The organism is Streptomyces sp. ME02-8801-2C (assembly GCF_033793965.1).
GTDB lineage: Bacteria > Actinomycetota > Actinomycetes > Streptomycetales > Streptomycetaceae > Streptomyces.
On record NZ_JARAXP010000025.1, the window covers coordinates 34,952 to 52,201 of the forward strand.

Annotated in this window: 10 protein-coding genes; 4 read left to right on the top strand and 6 right to left on the bottom strand. The window is 72.0% G+C overall.

The features are described 5' to 3' along the window. Positions 1–103 precede the first annotated feature (103 nt). Positions 104–1,681, top strand: a complete 1,578-nt coding sequence (locus tag PV396_RS41070; RefSeq protein ID WP_319213446.1) for a glycosyltransferase family 39 protein — start codon at positions 104–106, stop codon at positions 1,679–1,681. Here PV396_RS41070 and PV396_RS41075 read toward each other — a convergent pair. Beyond that, positions 1,644–2,102, bottom strand: coding sequence for a MarR family transcriptional regulator (locus tag PV396_RS41075; RefSeq protein WP_319213447.1), 459 nt, complete (start codon positions 2,100–2,102; stop codon positions 1,644–1,646). The genes PV396_RS41070 and PV396_RS41075 overlap by 38 nt on opposite strands. Positions 2,103–2,224: 122 nt before the next feature. Between PV396_RS41075 and PV396_RS41080 the strand changes: the two genes are divergently transcribed. After that, positions 2,225–2,638 carry an organic hydroperoxide resistance protein gene (locus tag PV396_RS41080; RefSeq protein WP_319213448.1) on the top strand — a complete coding sequence of 138 codons (414 nt, stop codon included), beginning with the start codon at positions 2,225–2,227 and terminating at the stop codon, positions 2,636–2,638. On the opposite strand, the gene PV396_RS41085 is transcribed toward PV396_RS41080, so the two are convergent. From PV396_RS41085 to PV396_RS41105, 5 genes are all read right to left on the bottom strand, one after another. Continuing rightward, a complete protein-coding gene (locus tag PV396_RS41085) occupies positions 2,619–4,895 on the bottom strand; it encodes a bifunctional glycosyltransferase family 2 protein/CDP-glycerol:glycerophosphate glycerophosphotransferase (RefSeq protein ID WP_319213449.1) in 2,277 nt (758 codons plus the stop codon). The two genes, PV396_RS41080 and PV396_RS41085, sit on opposite strands and share 20 nt — an antisense overlap. Positions 4,896–5,014: 119 nt before the next feature. Next, a complete protein-coding gene (locus tag PV396_RS41090; protein WP_416071571.1) occupies positions 5,015–5,887 on the bottom strand; it encodes a carbohydrate ABC transporter permease in 873 nt (290 codons plus the stop codon). Between the two features lie 29 nt (positions 5,888–5,916). Beyond that, positions 5,917–7,242 (bottom strand): sugar ABC transporter permease, encoded by a 1,326-nt coding sequence (locus tag PV396_RS41095; protein ID WP_319213491.1) that lies wholly within the window; start codon positions 7,240–7,242, stop codon positions 5,917–5,919. Positions 7,243–7,348: 106 nt separating this feature from the next. Continuing rightward, the gene (locus PV396_RS41100; RefSeq protein ID WP_319213451.1) at positions 7,349–8,722 is read right to left on the bottom strand and encodes an ABC transporter substrate-binding protein; all 1,374 of its coding nucleotides are present in this window, start codon (positions 8,720–8,722) and stop codon (positions 7,349–7,351) included. A gap of 352 nt (positions 8,723–9,074) precedes the next feature. Beyond that, a complete protein-coding gene (locus PV396_RS41105) occupies positions 9,075–13,358 on the bottom strand; it encodes an FHA domain-containing protein (protein WP_319213492.1) in 4,284 nt (1,427 codons plus the stop codon). Between the two features lie 483 nt (positions 13,359–13,841). Here PV396_RS41105 and PV396_RS41110 point away from each other — a divergent pair, with 483 nt between their 5' ends. Beyond that, a complete protein-coding gene (locus PV396_RS41110; RefSeq protein WP_319213452.1) occupies positions 13,842–15,635 on the top strand; it encodes a serine/threonine-protein kinase in 1,794 nt (597 codons plus the stop codon). Between the two features lie 283 nt (positions 15,636–15,918). After that, positions 15,919–17,205, top strand: a complete 1,287-nt coding sequence (locus tag PV396_RS41115; protein WP_319213453.1) for a serine/threonine-protein kinase — start codon at positions 15,919–15,921, stop codon at positions 17,203–17,205. Positions 17,206–17,250 lie beyond the last annotated feature (45 nt).

Below are 17,250 nucleotides of genomic sequence, written 5' to 3' on the forward strand. Positions count from 1 at the left end.
CACCGCCGGATCGTAAGCCGAGCGGATGCCATATTCACGTCAATCGGTTATCAAACGCCGTCAATAACCATCAAATGTTGTCTAATCGCACAAAATCAGGCCTGTGATCAACAGGCCGATGAACAAGGGGAAGAACAAGAAGACGGCCGCCGTCGCGGTCCCCGTGATCCCTGTGGTCGCCATGCTGGTGATCGGCTGCTGGGGCCTCGACCGGGGTGGCATGTGGCGCGACGAGGCGGCCACCTTCCAGGTCGCGCGACGCACGGTGCCGCAGATCTGGCGGCTGCTGCACGAGGTCGACGCCGTGCACGGCCTGTACTACCTGCTGATGCGGCCCGTCCTCGCCCTCCACCCCGGCGAGGTCCTCCTGCGGCTCCCGTCGGTCCTCGCCGCGGCCGCGACCGCCGGCCTGGTCGCGCTCCTCGGCGCCCGCCTGGCCCGCCCGCGCGTCGGCCTCTGGGCCGGTCTGCTGTACGCCATCAACCCGATGGTCGGCCACTACGCCCAGGAGGGCCGGTCGTACGCCCTGGTCGCGGCCGGTGCGGCGGGCGCGACCCTGCTGCTCGTACGGGCGCTCGGGGGCCGATCCTGGACGCCGTACGCGGTGGTCGTCGCCGTCACCTGCCTCCTCCACGAGTTCGCCGTACTGCTGCTCCTCGCGCACGCCCTGACCCTCGTGCTCGCCCGCGTCCCCCGGCGGGTGTGGGCGGCGTGGCTGTGCGCGGCCGGCGCCGTGGCGCTGGTGATTCTCCCGCTGGTGCTGGTGTCGCACGCCCAGTCGGCGCAGGTGAGCTGGCTGCGGCCACCCGGACAGGGCGGTGTGAACCGGCTGGTGCACCGGTTCGCCGGTTCCACCGACGAGGTCCTCGTGCCCTGCCTCCTCCTCATGTACGTGGCCCTGCGGCGCCCCTGGCCCAGCCGCGACGGCCATGAACCGTCCCTCGCCTCCGTCGCCCTCCCGCTGCTCCTCGTACCGCCCGCGGTCCTCATGACCGTCTCCCAGTGGTCGCCGCTCTACGACGACCGGTACGTCCTGTACGCACTCGCCGGCGCCCCCCTCCTCGCCGCCTTCGGCGCCGATCGTCTCGCGCGGGCCGTGCCGCGCCTGCCCCGGGCGGCCGTGACCGTGGCCGGGCTGCTCGCCGTGGCCGTCGTCTGCGCGCACCAGCTGCCGCTGCTCCGGCAGGACCGTTCCGTCGCGCAGCGCGGCGGCGACAACCTCGCCGCCGCCTCCGCGATCGCGGCCCGCGAACTGCGCCCCGGCGACCCGGTGCTGTTCCTCCCGGCCATCGGACGGCGCTCGGCACTGGCGTACCCGAAGGGGTTCCACGACACCCGTGACGTCGCGCTCGCCGAGTCCGCGCGCACGTCCGGCACGCTGTACGGCGTCGAGGTGGGCCCGGCGGCGCTGCGGCGGCAACTGGCCGGGCTCGACCACGTGTGGCTGGTCGCGGAGCCGTACGCCCTGCGCCCGACATGGTCCCCGGGCAGCGCGACGGACCGGGTCAAGCGAGCGGTGGTGGAGGAGGAGTTCGAGCCGAGGCGCGAGTTCAGCGACAGCGGAGTGACCCTGCGCCTCTACGAACGCAGGGCGGGAGCGGCGCCCCGACAGGAGCGCGGGGCGCCGCGCCTCCAGCGGAGCGTCAGCCCTCCAGGGCCGCCGCGTCCAGAGCGACGGTGAGCTCGTCGAGACGGGCCCGCAGTGCCCGGATCTCGTCCACGTTCAAGCTGGTCGCCGAGAGGATCCGGGGCGGTACCTGGAGCGCCCGCTCGCGCAGTGCGAGGCCCTCGTCGGTCGGCCGCACCTCCACCGACCGCTCGTCCCGCGCGCTGCGCTCGCGCCGGACGAGGCCGGCCGTCTCCAGCCGTTTGAGCAGCGGTGACAGCGTCCCGGAGTCGAGGCGGAGGTGTTCGCCGAGCTTCTTCACGGGCAGCTGTCCGTGCTCCCACAGGACGAGCATCACCAGGTATTGCGGGTAGGTGAGCCCGAGGTCCTTGAGCGCCACGCGGTAGACGCCGTTGAAGGCGCGGGACGCCGCGTTCAGGGAGAAGCAGATCTGGTGGTCGAGACGGAGGTAGTCCTCGGCGGAGGTTGCTGACATGACTCCAGAGTACCTCCTTGCCCACCACTTAGTTGTGCACAATTGAATTGTGTGATTAAGTGATGTCCACGAGGAACCCCGCAAGGGGCTCCAACGAAGCTTTGACGAGAGGGACGGGTTCCATGGACGCCATCTACACCGCAGTCGCCACCGCCACACACGGCCGTGAGGGTCGCGCCGTCAGCTCCGACGGCAAGGTGGACCTCGCGCTCGCCATGCCGGTGGAGCTGGGCGGCAACGGCGCCGGAACCAACCCCGAGCAGCTCTTCGCAGCCGGCTACGCCGCCTGCTTCGGCAGCGCGCTGGGCCTGGTCGGCCGTGGCGCCAAGGTCGACGTCAGCGACGCCGCCGTGACCGCCGAGGTCGGCATAGGCAAGCAGGGCGAGGGCTTCGGCCTCAAGGTCACCCTCCGCGTCGAGCTGCCCGACTCCGTCGACGCCGAGACCGGCCGCAAGCTGGTCGAGCAGGCCCACCAGGTCTGCCCGTACTCCAACGCCACGCGCGGCAACATCGAGGTCAACCTCGAGGTCGAGTAGTCAGTGCGCCGTCGGGGGCGGCCTGCGGACGCGGCACGCTGGTGAGCGGAGCGCCGGCGAACGCGGCCGCCGCCGACGGCACCGGGTGACGCTCGGCGAGCGGAATGACCGGTACCTGCCGGGCCGTCTCGCCCAGCACCAGCCGCCGAACGACTCGTTCGGCGGCGCGCCCGTCGTCGTACGGGCAGAACCGCTCGCGGAACGCGGTCCGCAGCTGCGTCGAGCGCGACCCGCGCCAGTGGCCGGTCGCGAAGATGTCGATCAGTTCGTCCTCGCTGCGCGACACCGCGCCCGGCGGGAACGCGCGCAGGTCGAAGTAGGTGCCACGGGCCGCCTCGTACGCCTCCCAGTCGTCCGCGTGGATCACGATCGGCCGGTCGAGGTTGGCGTAGTCGAACATCAGCGACGAGTAGTCGGTGACCAGCGCGTCCGAGGCCAGGCACAGCGACTCGATGCTCGGATGGTCGGTCACATCGATGAGCCGGCCGCCGGAGGCATACGTCAGCGGGGCGTCGTAGACTTGGTGTGCGCGGGTCAACAGCACGTAGCGCGGGCCGAGTTGGCGCAGGACGCGTTCCAGGTCGAGGGTGAGGCGGGGGCCGCGTCGGTAGTCGCGGTGGGTGGGCGCGTACAGGATCGCGACCGAGCCCTCCGGAATGCCGAGCGACTCGCGCAGCCGGGCCACGTCCGCCGAAGTCGCCTGCTGGAACACGTCGTTGCGGGGCTGCCCGGTCTCGATGGTGCCGTAGCCGCCGGGGAAGACGCGCTCCCATACGAGGGTGGAGTGGCGGTTGGCCGACAGACAGTGGTCCCAGGTGTCGACGTCCGCGAGGAGTGCCGCGAAGTCGGTTTCACGGGCGGCGGCCGGCCGGTCCTGGAGGTCGAGGCCCATGCGCTTCAGCGGCGTCCCGTCCTGGCTCCGGATCACCACCTGCCCGGCCCGCTTCACATACCGCTCGTCCCAACTCCCGTTGCTCACCAGGTACTTGGCGCGGGCCAGGGCCGTCCAGTAGGCGGCGGTGCCGGGCCGTACCCGGGCGGTCGCCGTCGGGAGCGTGTGATGGTGCTCGGGGCGTGCGACCCACGCTGTGCGCATGCCCGGTACGAACGAGCGGAACGCTGCCTCCAGGGCGCCCGGGTTGCAGCCGTACCCGCGCCCCGAGCGACTGCTGAAGACGGCCCGGTCGGCCCGCAGCGGCAGCCGCCGCTGGACCCGGTAGTGCAGTCGCAGGGCCGACGAACGGACGCTCCGCGCAAGGGACTTGACGAAACGGGTGAGGTGCCTGCGCAGAGCGGACGCGAGCCGCGCCGCCCGGTACGTACGGTAGCTGCCCGTCCGTACGAGCAGGTGCCGCAGGCGGGAGTACAGCGGTACGGTGGCGCCCGGGACGCGGTAACGGCGGTAGTGGGCCCGCGACTTGCGCAGGAACTCGGCGCGGACAGCGCTCGGCAGCCGCTCGGTCAGGGCCAGCGCCGACATCAGCTGGTCGACCATCCGGCGGAACAACACCGGCCGCCAGTGCGTGAGTTCGGGGCGCGCCTCGACGAACGCGAAGACCCGGTCGTACTGCTCGTGGATGTCGAAGTGCCCAAGGCCGACGGGGGAGTTGGCGTGCTGTCGCGGTCGGCGGTGGTGGACGCAGACCCGGTCCAGGGTCGCGACCGACTCGGCGGCCAGCAGCGCGGGCACCGTCCAGGCGAGGTCCGCGTCGGTGCCGGGCGGGAAGGTGAGGTTTTCCCGCTCGACGAACTCCCGCCGGTACGCCTTGTTCCAGGCCACCGGCGGCAGCTTGAGCAACAACGGGCGGTCGTCGAGGGTGAAGGGGACGGGACCCTGCTCGGTGAGCTGCCCGAGGAACGGGCTGCGGACGCTCTCGCCGTTCCACAGGGCGTGCGCGTGGTCGTAGACCAGCACGTCCGGCTCGCCCGCCTCCTTGATCCGGTCGGCGACCGCCCGCAGCGCGTTCGGGGCGAGGGTGTCGTCGCCGTCGACGAAGACGAGGTAGTCCCCGGTCGCCTGATCGATCCCCGCGTTGCGCGCCGCGCCCACCCCGCCGTTCTCCGGCAGGTGGACGGGGCGCACCCGGGCGTCGCGGGCCGCGAACTCGTCGACGAGCGCACCGCAGGCATCGGGCGAGCAGTCGTCGACCGCGATCACTTCGAGATCCGGATACGACTGGCCGAGAACCGATTCCAGGCAGTCCTGCAGATACGCCTGAACCCTGTACGCGGGGACGATGACACTGAACCTGGGCAAGGCACATCCATGGGTCGGTGGGTCGACGCGGGGCCTACTGCCCGGGAACGGCCGATGGAGTGACTTGGTTACGACGATTGCGGCATGTGGGGGACCGTTGAACTGAGCTTCTTATGTGGTTACTTGACCGCTCCTGCCATCACCCCCGACACGAACTGCCGCTGGAACGCGAAGAACACGGCCAGCGGGATCACCATCGAGATGAACGCGCCCGGGGCCAGCACCTCGATGTTGCTGCCGAACTGCCGTACCTGTTGCTGGAGCGCGACCGTCAGCGGCTGCGACTGCGAGTCGGAGAACACCAGCGCGACCAGCATGTCGTTCCACACCCACAGGAACTGGAAGATCCCCAGGGACGCGATCGCCGGCGCGGCGAGCGGCAGGACGACGGTTGCGAACAGCCTGATCTCGCCCGCGCCGTCCAGCCGGGCCGCCTCCAGCAGCTCGCGCGGGATCTCCGCGAAGAAGTTGCGCAGCAGGAAGATCGCGAACGGCAGCCCGAACCCCACATGGAACAGCACCACCCCGATGATGTCGCCGAAGATCCCGATCTTCCCGAAGAGATCCGAGAGCGGGATCAGCGCCACCTGCACGGGTACGACCAGCAGCGCGACCACGACCAGGAACCACCAGTCGCGCCCCTTGAAGTCCATCCACGCGAAGGCGTATCCGGCCATCGCGCCGATCACGACGACCAGGAGCGTCGCCGGGACCGTGATCCACACCGTGTTGACGAGGGAGCTCGTGATCGCGTCGTTCTCCAGCAGAGTCTTGTAGCTCTTGGCGGTCAGCTGCCCGGGAGCCGTGAACACCTTCCACCACCCGGAGGTGGAGATGTCCGTCGGGTCGCGGAACGACGACACGAGCAGCCCGAACGTCGGCACCATCCAGATCAGCGCGACGAGGATGAGGAAGAGCCGCAGCACCCCGCCGGCGGCGCCACTGGCGACGCGGGCGGCGAAGGAGCGTCTGGCGCGTGCGGGCGGGTCGATGGTCCGTTCGACGGGCGGGTCGACAGTCGTCACCGCTGACGCTCCTTCCTGAGCCGACGCAGATTGACGAACATCACCGGCATGACGAGCAGCAGCAGAAGCACGCCGATCGCACTGCCGACGCCGTAGTTGCCGCCTCCGCCGAACGACGACAGGAACAACTGGAGCGCGAGGACGTTCGCGTCGTCCTGACTCGGCTGCGGGGCGATGATGTAGACGAGGTCGAACACCTTCATCACATTGATCATCAGCGTGACGAGGACAACGACCAGCACAGGCGCGAGGAGCGGGACGGTGATCCGCCGGAACACCTGCCACTCGTTGGCGCCGTCCACGCGCGCCGCCTCCAGCAGGTTGCGGTCCACGCCCGCGAGCCCCGCGGCGATGAGCACCATCGCGAACCCGGCCCACATCCACGTGTAGCTGCCGATGATGGCCGGGGTGACGAGAGTGGGCCCGAGCCAGTCGATGCCGTTGTAGGCGGCGGCGAAGTTCGAGCCCGGCAGGCGCAGTTGGGCGCCGTCGGCATCGGCGGGCAGGCTGAACGTCCCGTCGGCGCCGCTCGTCGCCGACGCGACGACCTTCCCATCCTTCACGGCCTCGACCTTCACCCCCTCCAGCGCCTTCTCACCCGGGTCGACCTGCCCCTTCGTACCGCCACCGCCGAGCTTGAAGTCCAGCCAGACGGTGCCGGTGATCCCGGAGCCGTCCGAGGCGCCGGGGGCCTTCGCGTCCTCGGGCGTGCCCGGGAGCTTGTTCGGGGCGATCCCCACCAGTGGCAGGAGCGCCGGGGTGCCCGGGCTGACGGACCCGGTGGAGGTGAAGGACCCCCCACCGGACGGCTTCAGGTCACTGGCCTGCGCGTTCGGACGGGCCTTCGGATAGACCGAGGAGTCCACGAAGGCGTCGTGCACCGACGTCACGATCGCGTTGGCGACGCCCTGGTCCGGGTCCTGCTCGTAGACGAGGCGGAAGATGATGCCCGCCGCGAGCATCGAGATCGCCATCGGCATGAAGACGATCAGCTTGAACGCCGTACCCCAGCGCACCCGTTCCGTCAGCACCGCGAAGATCAGCCCCAGCGCGGTGACGAGCGCGGGGGCCACGGCCACCCAGATCGCCGTGTTGCGTACGGCGGTCAGCGTGGCGTCGTTGGTGAAGATGTCGCCGTAGTTCTCCAGGCCGACGAAACCCGAACCGTCGGCGTCGTAGAGGCTGCGCCAGACGGAGTAACCGATCGGGTAGACGACGAGCGAGCCCAGCAGAACCAGGGCGGGCAGCAGGAACAGGCCTGCCACCCACCAGCGGGTGCCCGTGACCTTCCTGGGCCTGCCCGGCGTCGTACCGACCGGCATGGTGGTTGTCGAGCCGACCGGTGTCGTGTTGTCCCTTGGCGGGTTGTCCCCTGGTGTGTCGTCCCCTGGTGTGTTGTTGTCTCTCCTCGACTCCATGTCGGCGCCGTCAGCCGTTCTTGTACGCCTTGGCGGCGTCGGCCTCGAGTTTCTGTTGCGTGCCCGCGACGTCCTTCGGGTTCTTCAGGAAGTCCTGGAGGTCCTTCCACTCGCCGACGCCCTGGGTACCGCCGAACGCGGCCGGGGCCTGGTCGGACATGTCGAAGCGGAAGTCGTCGCCGGCCGTGATGAGGGCCTTGGCGATGTCCCGGGTGACATCGTCCTTGTACGCAGACTGGTCCATCGCCTTGTTGGGCGAGAGGAAGCCGCCCTGCGCCGCCCAGATCTCCGCCGCGTCGGTCGAGCCGAGGAACGTCAGGAGGGCCTGGGCGCCCGCGCCGCCCTTCAGCGCCACGGCGACGTCGCCGCCGCTGACCACGGGTGCCTGGCTGCCGACCGCCGGGAACGGGAAGACCTTCGCGTCCGTGCCGATCTTGGCCTTGGTGTCCGCGTTGATGTTGGCGGCCACGAAGTCGCCCTCGAAGACCATCGCCGCCGGGTTGTCGCCGGTGAAGGTCTGGATGACCGACTTCGGGAACTCGGTCGCCAGCGCGCCGGAACGCCCGCCTGCCAGGAGCTCGTCGTTGCCCCAGAGCTCGGCGAGGGTGGTCAGGGCGTCCTTCACCGAGGGATCGGTCCACTTGATCTTGTGCTGGGCCAGCTGGTCGTACTTCTCCGGACCGGCCTGGGACAGATAGACGTTCTCGAACCAGTCGGTGAGGGTCCAGCCGTCGGCGCCGCCCACGGAGACGGCGGGGGAGCCCGCGTCGGAGAGGGTCTGGGCCGCGGCGATGAAGTCCTTCCAGGTCTTGGGCGTGTCGGTGAGGCCCGCGGATTCGAACGCGGCGGTATTGTACCAGACCAGGGACTTGTTGGCGGCCTTTACGTAGATGCCGTACTGCTTGCCCTCGAAGGCCCCGAGGTCCTTCCACCCGGCGGAGAAGTTCTTGTCGAGCTGCGCCTGGGCATCCGCGCCGAGCGGCTTGAGCCAGCCCTTCTCGGCGAACTGGTGCAGTACGCCCACCTGGGGGAGGAAGGCGACGTCCGGGGGCTGGCCGCCCTGGATCTTCGTACCGAGGAACGTGGAGGTGTTGTTGCCGGTCGGCACGAAGTTGACCTTCGCGCCGGTGCGCTTCTCGAACTCCCGGAGGACCTTGGTGAAGTTTTCCTGCTCCGGGCCCGTCCAAACGGCGGCGACCTCTAAGGTCTGGCCGTCCAGCTTGGGGAGCTTGACGGAGGCGGAGGTGTCCCCGCCGCTGCCGGTGGTGGCGTCGGTGCCTTTGCCGCCCGGGCTGTCGTCGTCGGAGCCGCAGGAGGTGAGGGCTAGGGCGAGGGCGGTGGCGGAGAGGGCGGTCAGGGTGCGTGTACGTAGCGTGCTGCGCATGTGGGCCCCGTTCGTCGTTCGGCGCTGTCCCGTGGGCTCTGGTCTACGCCGGGTCGTGGGGGTCGGCAAGTGCGCCTGCCCGACTCGGCCAGTTTGCAGCGTGCCCTCGAACTGCTCCTTCACGCACAACGCTGCTGCAACACAGGCCTGGTTTTCCCACTCGCCCACCCGTTTACTGCATGTGATCAGCGCGGCCCAGGCACCCTCAGCCCGTCCGGCGTTTGAGGACGAGGCCCCTTCAGGGCCGAAAGCGGGGGTCTGGGGGCGCAGCCCCCAGTGGGGGTCCCCCCTGGGGTCCCCCCTCTGGGGGAGGGACGGGTAGGGGCGGCGGGGGCGAAGAACCCGGCCGGGCTCACAGCAGTGACGGCACCTCCGCCGCCGAAACTGACCGCGCCGCCCGCTCCAACGCACTCGCCAACAACGCCAGATCAGTCGGCCCGTTCCCCAGCTCACGCACCGGCCGCCGCGCCGGCGGATCCCCCATCCGCTGCCAGTCCAGCGCCGCGACAGTCGGCCGCAACGTCGCCGTACGCGGGATACGCCCCGTCACCCGCCCCCCTTGGAACGGGACCCCCCTCCCGTCCGCCCCGCTCAACCGCCCCCGCCCGGCGGCGGGTTCGTCCGGCCCCGGCGCCGGTGCGTCGAGGACGACCCGCAGCGCGGCCCCCCGGGCGAGTTCCGTCTCCGCGGTGCGCCCACCGACGCCCGCCGCGGCCACCAGATGCACCCCGAGCCGCTCACCCTCCCGGGCCACCGCCTCCAGCGCCCGCACCACGGACCCCGCCGACGGCCGCCCCGGGGACCCCAGCGGCGGCGACACCAACGCGTCCAGGTCGTCGACGACCACGACGAGACGGGCCAGGGGCGGTGTCTCCGTACGCCGCCTGCTCGCCGCCGGCCGCAGCCTCATCGTCGAACTGGGCGGCGAATCGAGATCCCCGGCGCCCTCTCCCGAGCTGGATTTCGCTCCCGTGCCCACCGAACCGTGCGTGCCCGACCCGGACTTCGACCGCTGCGGCCCGATCCGGCCGGACAGCTCGCGCCCGTTGTGCCATTCGCCGAAACCGACCCGCCCGAGAAGCTCGGCCCGTCGTTTGAGTTCGGCGCTGAGCGACTGGGCGAACTCGCGCATCCGGACGGGGTCGTTGGCGGTGAGGTGGGTGGTGACATGCGGAAGGTCGGTACAGAGGCGCAGCCCTTCCCCGTGCGGGGCGCCCCCGCCGCTGCCGCCGGTGCCGTCCCGGCCGTCCATCAGCACGATGCCCAGCCGGTCGGGCCGCTCGGCGGCGGCCAGCGACGCGACGACGGCCCGCAGCAACTCCGTACGCCCGCTGCCGGGCGGCCCCTCGATCAGCAGGTGCGGTCCCTCGGCCGCGAGGTCCACACCGACGGGGCCGCGCGGGCCGGCGCCGAGTACGGCCCAGGCCCGGCCGCCGAGCGTCTCCGCGTGGTCCGCCGCGTCGGCCCAACGGGCCATCAGGGACGCCGGGGTGGCCCTGGCGAGCCCCAACTCGTCGAGCAGGCGTGCTGCTTGCGGCAAGGGCGCGGAGACGCGCTGCGGGCGCCCACCGGCGGCACCGTCGGTGCGCAACGGAGCCAGCGCCCGCGCGAACCGCTCGGCCCAGGCAAGAGACACGGCATCCACAGCAGCAACGGACCCCTGCCCCACCAGCCCGCCGGGCCCCCGACTTGCCGAACCACCGAACTCACCACGGTCACCCCTGCCGGAACCGGCACGGGAGCCGCCACCGGAGTCGCCATGGGCGCCGCTGGAACCGCTGCGGGCGCTGCTGCCGGAGTCGTCGCGGAAACCGCCGCCGGAACCGACACGGGAATCGCCACCGGAGTCGCCATGCGCTCCGCCGGAGTTGCCACGGAAGTCACCACCGGAACCGGCACGGGAGCCGCCACCGGAGCCGGAGTCGCCACCGGAACCGGCACGGGAGCCGCTGCCGCCGCGGAAACCGCCGCCGGAACCGCCGCGCGCGCCGCTGCCGGAGTCGCTGCGTGAGCCGCCGCCCGAGTTGCCACGCAAGTCACCGCCATAACCGGCACGAACGTCACTGCCGGAGTCATCACGGAAGCCGCCGGAGTCATCACGGAAGCCGCCGGAGTCACCACGGAAGTCATCACCGGAACCGGCACGGGACCCGCCGCCGGAGTCACCCCGGAATCCGCCCCGGGCATCACGACCGGAGTCACCTCGGAATCCGCCCCGGGCGTCACCACCGGAGTCACTATTGGAACCGCCCCGGGAGCCGCCCCGCGCATCACCACCGGAACCGCCCCGCGCATCACCCCCGGAACCGCCCCGGAATCCACCCCGCGCATCACCACCGCCAACGGAACCGCCCCGCGCCCCGCCCCCCGACCCACCCCCGAAGTCATCGAACCCCATGTCGGCGGAGCCCCGGCCGGATACGTGGCCGGATACGTGGCCCCCCGCCCTGGCCACCCGCATCACATGCACAGCCGTGGCCACGTCGCCGCTGAGCAGTGCCACCGCGCCGCACTCGCGGAACGGCGGTGAGACCGCGCACGCCGCCTCGTACGTCTCCGTCACCGGTGACGCGGGGGATGCCGCCTCCGTTTCCGCGAGGCACACGACATGGATCCCCGCCCGGGGGCCCTCCTGCGCCAGCCGTGCGACGGCCTCCCGGATCGCCGCACCGCCCGGGTCGCCGTCCACGACGACCACGGTGTAGGGCCCAGCGAAACGGTCCGCCCCGTCATCGGCGGGGTCGTCGGGCCGGGCCCAGGAAGGCCGCCGGGCCGCGCCCTGGGGGACCTCCCGGTCGCCCAGGGCGGGCTCTCCCTCGCCGGAGGCGACCCTCTTCGCCGTCGTCTCCGTGTCGTGGTCCTCCAGGCGGCGCAGGAGTTCGTCGGTGCGGGCCGTGGCCTGCTCGCGGTCGTAGGCGAGGAGGAGTCGGCAGTCCTGGCCGTGCCCGGGGCGCAGATGGGGGAGCCAGCCGAGCCACGACCACTCGGCGGTGCGTTCCTCGGCGGTACGCGCGCGGTCCGTGCTGATCAGGACGATTTCCAGCGCCTCGGGGGAGTGCAGCGCCGTCAGCTGGGCCACTATCGCGCGGGCCAGCCCCACGAGCCGCGCGCGCGGCCCCGCCAGCCCCAGCGCCCCGACCTCACGCAGCCCGGCGGTCACCGGTACGGCGGGCAGCAGCCCCGAGCCGTCGGGGGCCGCGCGGTCCGCCGTACCCAGCCGGACCGTGAGTGCTTCGGGGTGACCCGGGCCGCGCTCCCACAGCCGGGGGCCCGGACCCAGGGCCGTGAGCAGCAGCGTCGCCGGGTCGGGCCAGCTCTCCGGGACCTGCGCGGGGACGTCGGCGAACTCCCGGGCGGCCTGCTCGTACACCGCACCCTCGTCGTCGTACGCCTCGCCCTCGGTCGTCTCCGGCTCGGCGCGCCCGCCGGTCAGTCGCCGCGCCCACTTGGAGAGACCGCCGCGCTTGCGCGCACCCTGCGGAACATCCGTACCCCTGAGGGGAGTTCCCTTCCGGCCGCCGCCGCCCGTGGAAGCCTCCGCCTCCGCCTGTCGCCCGCCCTCGTCGTGCGAGCGCGCGTGCGGTACGGCGGGGGTCCCGGACACCGGCCCCGGTACGGAGAACCCGGCGCCGTGGGTGTCCCCGGCGCTGTCCGAGGCCCTGCCCGTACCGGCCGTACCCGTGGTCTTGCGGCTCTCGATGCGCGGGGCCCGCCCCTGACCCGGGACGAGCGGCTGCGCGGCCTCCGCCGGGTTCCGGGTGCCCCGAGACTCGGAGGCGCCACCGGCGGCTCCCCAACTCGCCGAACCGTAGGCGTGATGGGTCTCCCCGGAGGGCGGCGACGAGGTGAACGACGTGAGGCGCCTGCCGTGGGTGTCCTCGGTGTCCTCGGTGTCGTTCGGTTTGTCGGCCGGGTGTCCCGCGTCGCCCGTGTGGCCCTCGGCGACGCTCACGCGTACGTGGCCCTCGCCGTCGGGGGTCGTGCCCACGCGGGCGCCCGCGTCCCCGGGCGGGGTCAGCCGCAGGGCCGACTCCCCGATGCGCAGCAGCGCGCCCGGCGCGAGACGGACCGGGCGGGTGCCCAGGCGGGTGCCGGACAGCGTCGTGCCGTTCGTGGAGTTGAGGTCCGCGACCGCTATCCGGCCGTCCTCCTCGACCGTGACCGCGCAGTGCAGCCGGGAGACGTCCGGGTCGTCCAGCGGGACGTCGGCGTCGGCGGAGCGGCCGATGGTGATCTGGCCGCCGTGCAGAAGATGGACCCCGCCCGCGTCCGGTCCCGCGACCACGTGCAGCTGGGCCGCCACCTCGTCGGCCTCCGGGTGCGGCTCGGGCTCGGCGGGCGTACCGAGGGCGAGCACCGCCCCGTCGACCAAGGGGGGCTCACCGAGGGTGCAACGCTGGGCGTCGAGGCGCTGGTCGCCCGCGTACAGCACCACCGCGCCGCCGCTCTCGCGGCCCGAGCCGCGCTCGGGCAGGGTCGAACCCCCGTCGCCCGCGACCACCGACGCCAGGGCCGAGGCCACCGAGGCGAGCGCCGTGCCGGCGGGAGCGGTGACCAGCACATCGCAGCTCGCGGCACGCGCCCACGGCTCCGAGGGCGGCCCCAGCGGGTCTACGACGGTCAACCGGATCTGCATCGCCGTCAGCGGTCCCTTCTGCACGGACACCCGGAAAGGAGGACGAAGCCACGCCACGGGTCCCACCACCGCGGACTTCCCCCACCGCACACGAGCACGTAGGCCAGTACTGGAGGCATCCTCGCACCTGTCACTGACAACGCGCCCGCCCCCCACCCATAAGTGATCTTGAATGGTCACCTCTGCCCGCAAAAGTGCCTGACCAGTGACCGGCGGCTGTCCGATTCGGATCGGTTTGGCAATCGGTTTGAGATCGGTCACGTTCGGGATTCGGCAACCGGGACGACGGTCGAGACGTCTTTCCCATCGACTTTCCGACGATTTTTCGACGACTTACCGGCCTCTTCGAGTCGAACGCGAGAAGGAGGCGGTACGTAGCCGTCTGTGGGCGGCGGCCGCCGCCCACAGGGTGTCCATGGAGCGCGGCACTACAGTGGGTCGGAGGACCGTGTACGGGATGTACGTATGTAAGGGAGCCATGACGTGCGGCCGGTAGGGAGCAAGTACCTCCTTGAGGAGCCGCTGGGACGCGGCGCCACAGGCACCGTCTGGCGCGCCCGCCAGAGGGAGACCGCGGGAGCCGAGGCGGCCGTGCCCGGCCAGCCCGGCGAGACCGTGGCGATCAAGGTCCTCAAGGAGGAACTCGCCAACGACGCGGACATCGTGATGCGCTTCCTGCGCGAGCGGTCCGTGCTGCTGCGGCTGACCCACCCGAACATCGTCCGCGTACGGGACCTGGTGGTCGAGGGCGATCTGCTGGCGCTGGTCATGGACCTCATCGACGGGCCCGACCTGCACAAGTACCTGCGGGAGAACGGCCCCTTCACGCCCGTCGCCGCCGCCCTCCTCACCGCGCAGATCGCCGACGCGCTCGCCGTCAGCCACGCCGACGGGGTCGTGCACCGGGACCTGAAGCCCGCCAACGTCCTGCTCATGCAGGACAACGGCCGGATGCACCCGATGCTCACCGACTTCGGCATCGCCCGCCTCGCCGACTCCCCGGGCCTCACCCGCACCCACGAGTTCGTCGGCACGCCCGCGTACGTCGCACCCGAGTCCGCCGAAGGACGTCCGCAGACCTCCGCCGTCGACATCTATGGCGCCGGCATCCTCATGTACGAGCTGGTCACCGGCCGTCCCCCGTTCAGCGGCGAGTCGGCGCTCGAAGTACTGCACCACCACCTCGCCTCCGAGCCGCGCCGCCCGTCCACCGTGCCCGAACCCCTGTGGACGGTCATCGAGCGCTGCCTGCGCAAGAACCCCGACGAACGGCCCAGCGCCGAGAACCTCGCGCGCGGGTTGCGTGTCGTCGCCGAGGGCATCGGCGTCCACTCCAACTCGATGCAGATCGCGGCGGCCGAAGGGGTCGTCCACCTGCTCGCACCGGATCCGGCACCGACCGCGGTGCCCGGGGCGGGCGACCCGACCCAGGTGCTGCCGCACAGCGCGGGCATGCCGGGGGCGTACGACCCGAACGCCGCCACCAGCGTGCTGCCGCACACCGGAGGCCCTGGTTCCGTGGGGATGGGCGCCGTGGGCGGCCTGGGCGCCGCGGATCCCACGGCGGTCATGCCGCCCGTGCCGCAGAACCAGCCCGGAAACCAGGGCGGGGGCCAGGGTGGAGGGCCCGAGGAGCCGCACCCCTGGCAGAACCAGCTGCGCGCCGCCCGGGACCGCAACGAGCAGACCCAGGTCCAGTACCTGGACCCCGGTGACGACCCGCTGCGCCGCCGTCCGCAGCGGCAGCCGGGCAGGCCGCCGCAGCAACAGCCCCAGCAGCCGCCGTACCAGCAGCAGCCGCCGTCGCGTCAGCAGCAGCGCGGCCCGCAGCCCCAGCCCGGATACGGCTATCCGCAGGGGCCGGGGCAGCCCCCGCAGCACCAGCAGTACGCGCCGCCCCAGCATCAGCAGCAGCCCCGGCACCAGCAACAGCAACCGCAGCAGCGGTACGCGCCGCCCGCGCCCGCCCCCGCTCCCCAGCGCCCTCAGCAGCCCGAGGGCCGGCCGGCGCGCGAGCCGAGGGAACCCCGGCAGCGCAGCGCCAACCCGATGAAGATCCCCGGGCTCGGCTGCCTCAAGGGATGCCTGTTCACGATCGTCATCCTGTTCGTCGCCGCGTGGCTGATCTGGGAACTGAGCCCACTGCAGGGGTGGATCGGCTCGACGAAGGGGTTCTTCGCGCAGCTCGGTGACTGGATCGACACGGTCAGCGGGTGGGTGGGGGATCTCGGTGGCGGGTCTGGCGGCTCCGGGGGTTCCGCAGGGACGGGGAACTGACCCGAACCGACCCACTGCTCCGGCGGGGCAATCAGGTGGTTGCCGTGCATTTGAGGATCAGTCGGGCGGTGTTCCGACTGTGATTCCGGTGCGACTCTGGGGATTTGTCGACACCTGGCGGGTGATTTACGTCCCGGCGGTGAAGGTTGGGGCTCCGGACGCGTAGTTTTATCGGCTGAGGTCGAGGTCTTGTCGGCCGGCGGTCCGGGGACCCGCGGCGCTGCCGCTGGTGTCACGCCCCGGATCGGCGCCGCGTCGGCAACACGCGTCTGTAGGAGCAGTCTTGGCACGGAAGATCGGCAGCCGGTACACCGCCAACCAGATCCTGGGGCGGGGCAGCGCCGGCACGGTGTGGCTGGGCGAGGGTCCCGACGGGCCCGTCGCCGTCAAGCTGTTGCGCGAGGACCTGGCGTCGGACCAGGAGCTCGTCGGACGCTTCGTACAGGAGCGGACCGCGCTGCTCGGGCTCGAACACCCCAACATCGTGTCCGTACGGGACCTGGTGGTCGACGGCAACGACCTCGCGCTCGTCATGGACCTGGTGCGGGGCACCGACCTGCGCACCCGGCTCGACCGCGAACGCAGGCTCGCCCCCGAGGCCGCCGTGGCGATAGTGGCCGACATCGCGGACGGGCTGGCCGCCGCGCACTCCGCCGGGATCGTGCACCGTGACGTGAAGCCGGAGAACGTCCTGCTGGACATGCAGGGCCCCCTGGGCCCCGGCGGCTCGCACCCCGCCCTTCTGACGGACTTCGGCGTCGCGAAACTGATCGACTCACCGCGGCGGACGCGGGCCACGAAGATCATCGGTACGCCCGACTATCTGGCGCCGGAGCTCGTCGAGGGCCTGCCCCCGCGCGCGGCCGTCGACATCTACGCCCTGGCGACCGTCCTGTACGAGCTGCTGGCCGGCTTCACACCCTTCGGCGGCGGCCACCCGGGCGCGGTGCTGCGCAGGCACGTGACCGAGACGGTGGTCCCGCTCCCCGGGATTCCCGAGGAACTGTGGCAGCTGATCGTGCAGTGCCTGGCGAAGGCGCCGGCGTCGCGGCTGCGGGCGTCGGAGCTGGGGGTGCGGCTGCGGGAGCAGTTGCCGTTGCTGGTGGGGATGCCGCCGCTGGACGTGGACGAGCCCGAGTCGGAGGACGGGGAGGAGTCCGGGCAGGGGGCGGGGCCTGGGCATGGGCCGGGGTCAGGGGCGGTGCGGGACGAGGGTTACGACGAGGTGGCCGTGCCGGCGGGGGAGCGGGTGCGGCGGGGGGCGGTGCCGCTGGTGCGGGGGGCCAAGCCGGACTCCAACCGGGATACGCATACGTCGATGCGGGTGCCGGGGCCTGATGAGCTGGCGGGTGGGGCGCTGGGGACGGCGCGGGTGCCGCGGCCGGTGGGGGCGCCGCGTCCTGGGTCGGCTCGGCATCGGGCTTCGGCGCGGCGGCGGAGGGTGACGTTGGGGGTGGCGGGAGTGGTGCTGGTGGCGGTGCTGGGGGTCGGGACGTGGGTGGCCACGTCGGGGGACGATGCGGGGGCTACGCCGCAGGACACGGGGAACTCGGCGCCGGGGGCGCCGTGAGGGTTCCTCGCCCCCGCCGCCCCTACCCGTCCCATCCCCGGGGGC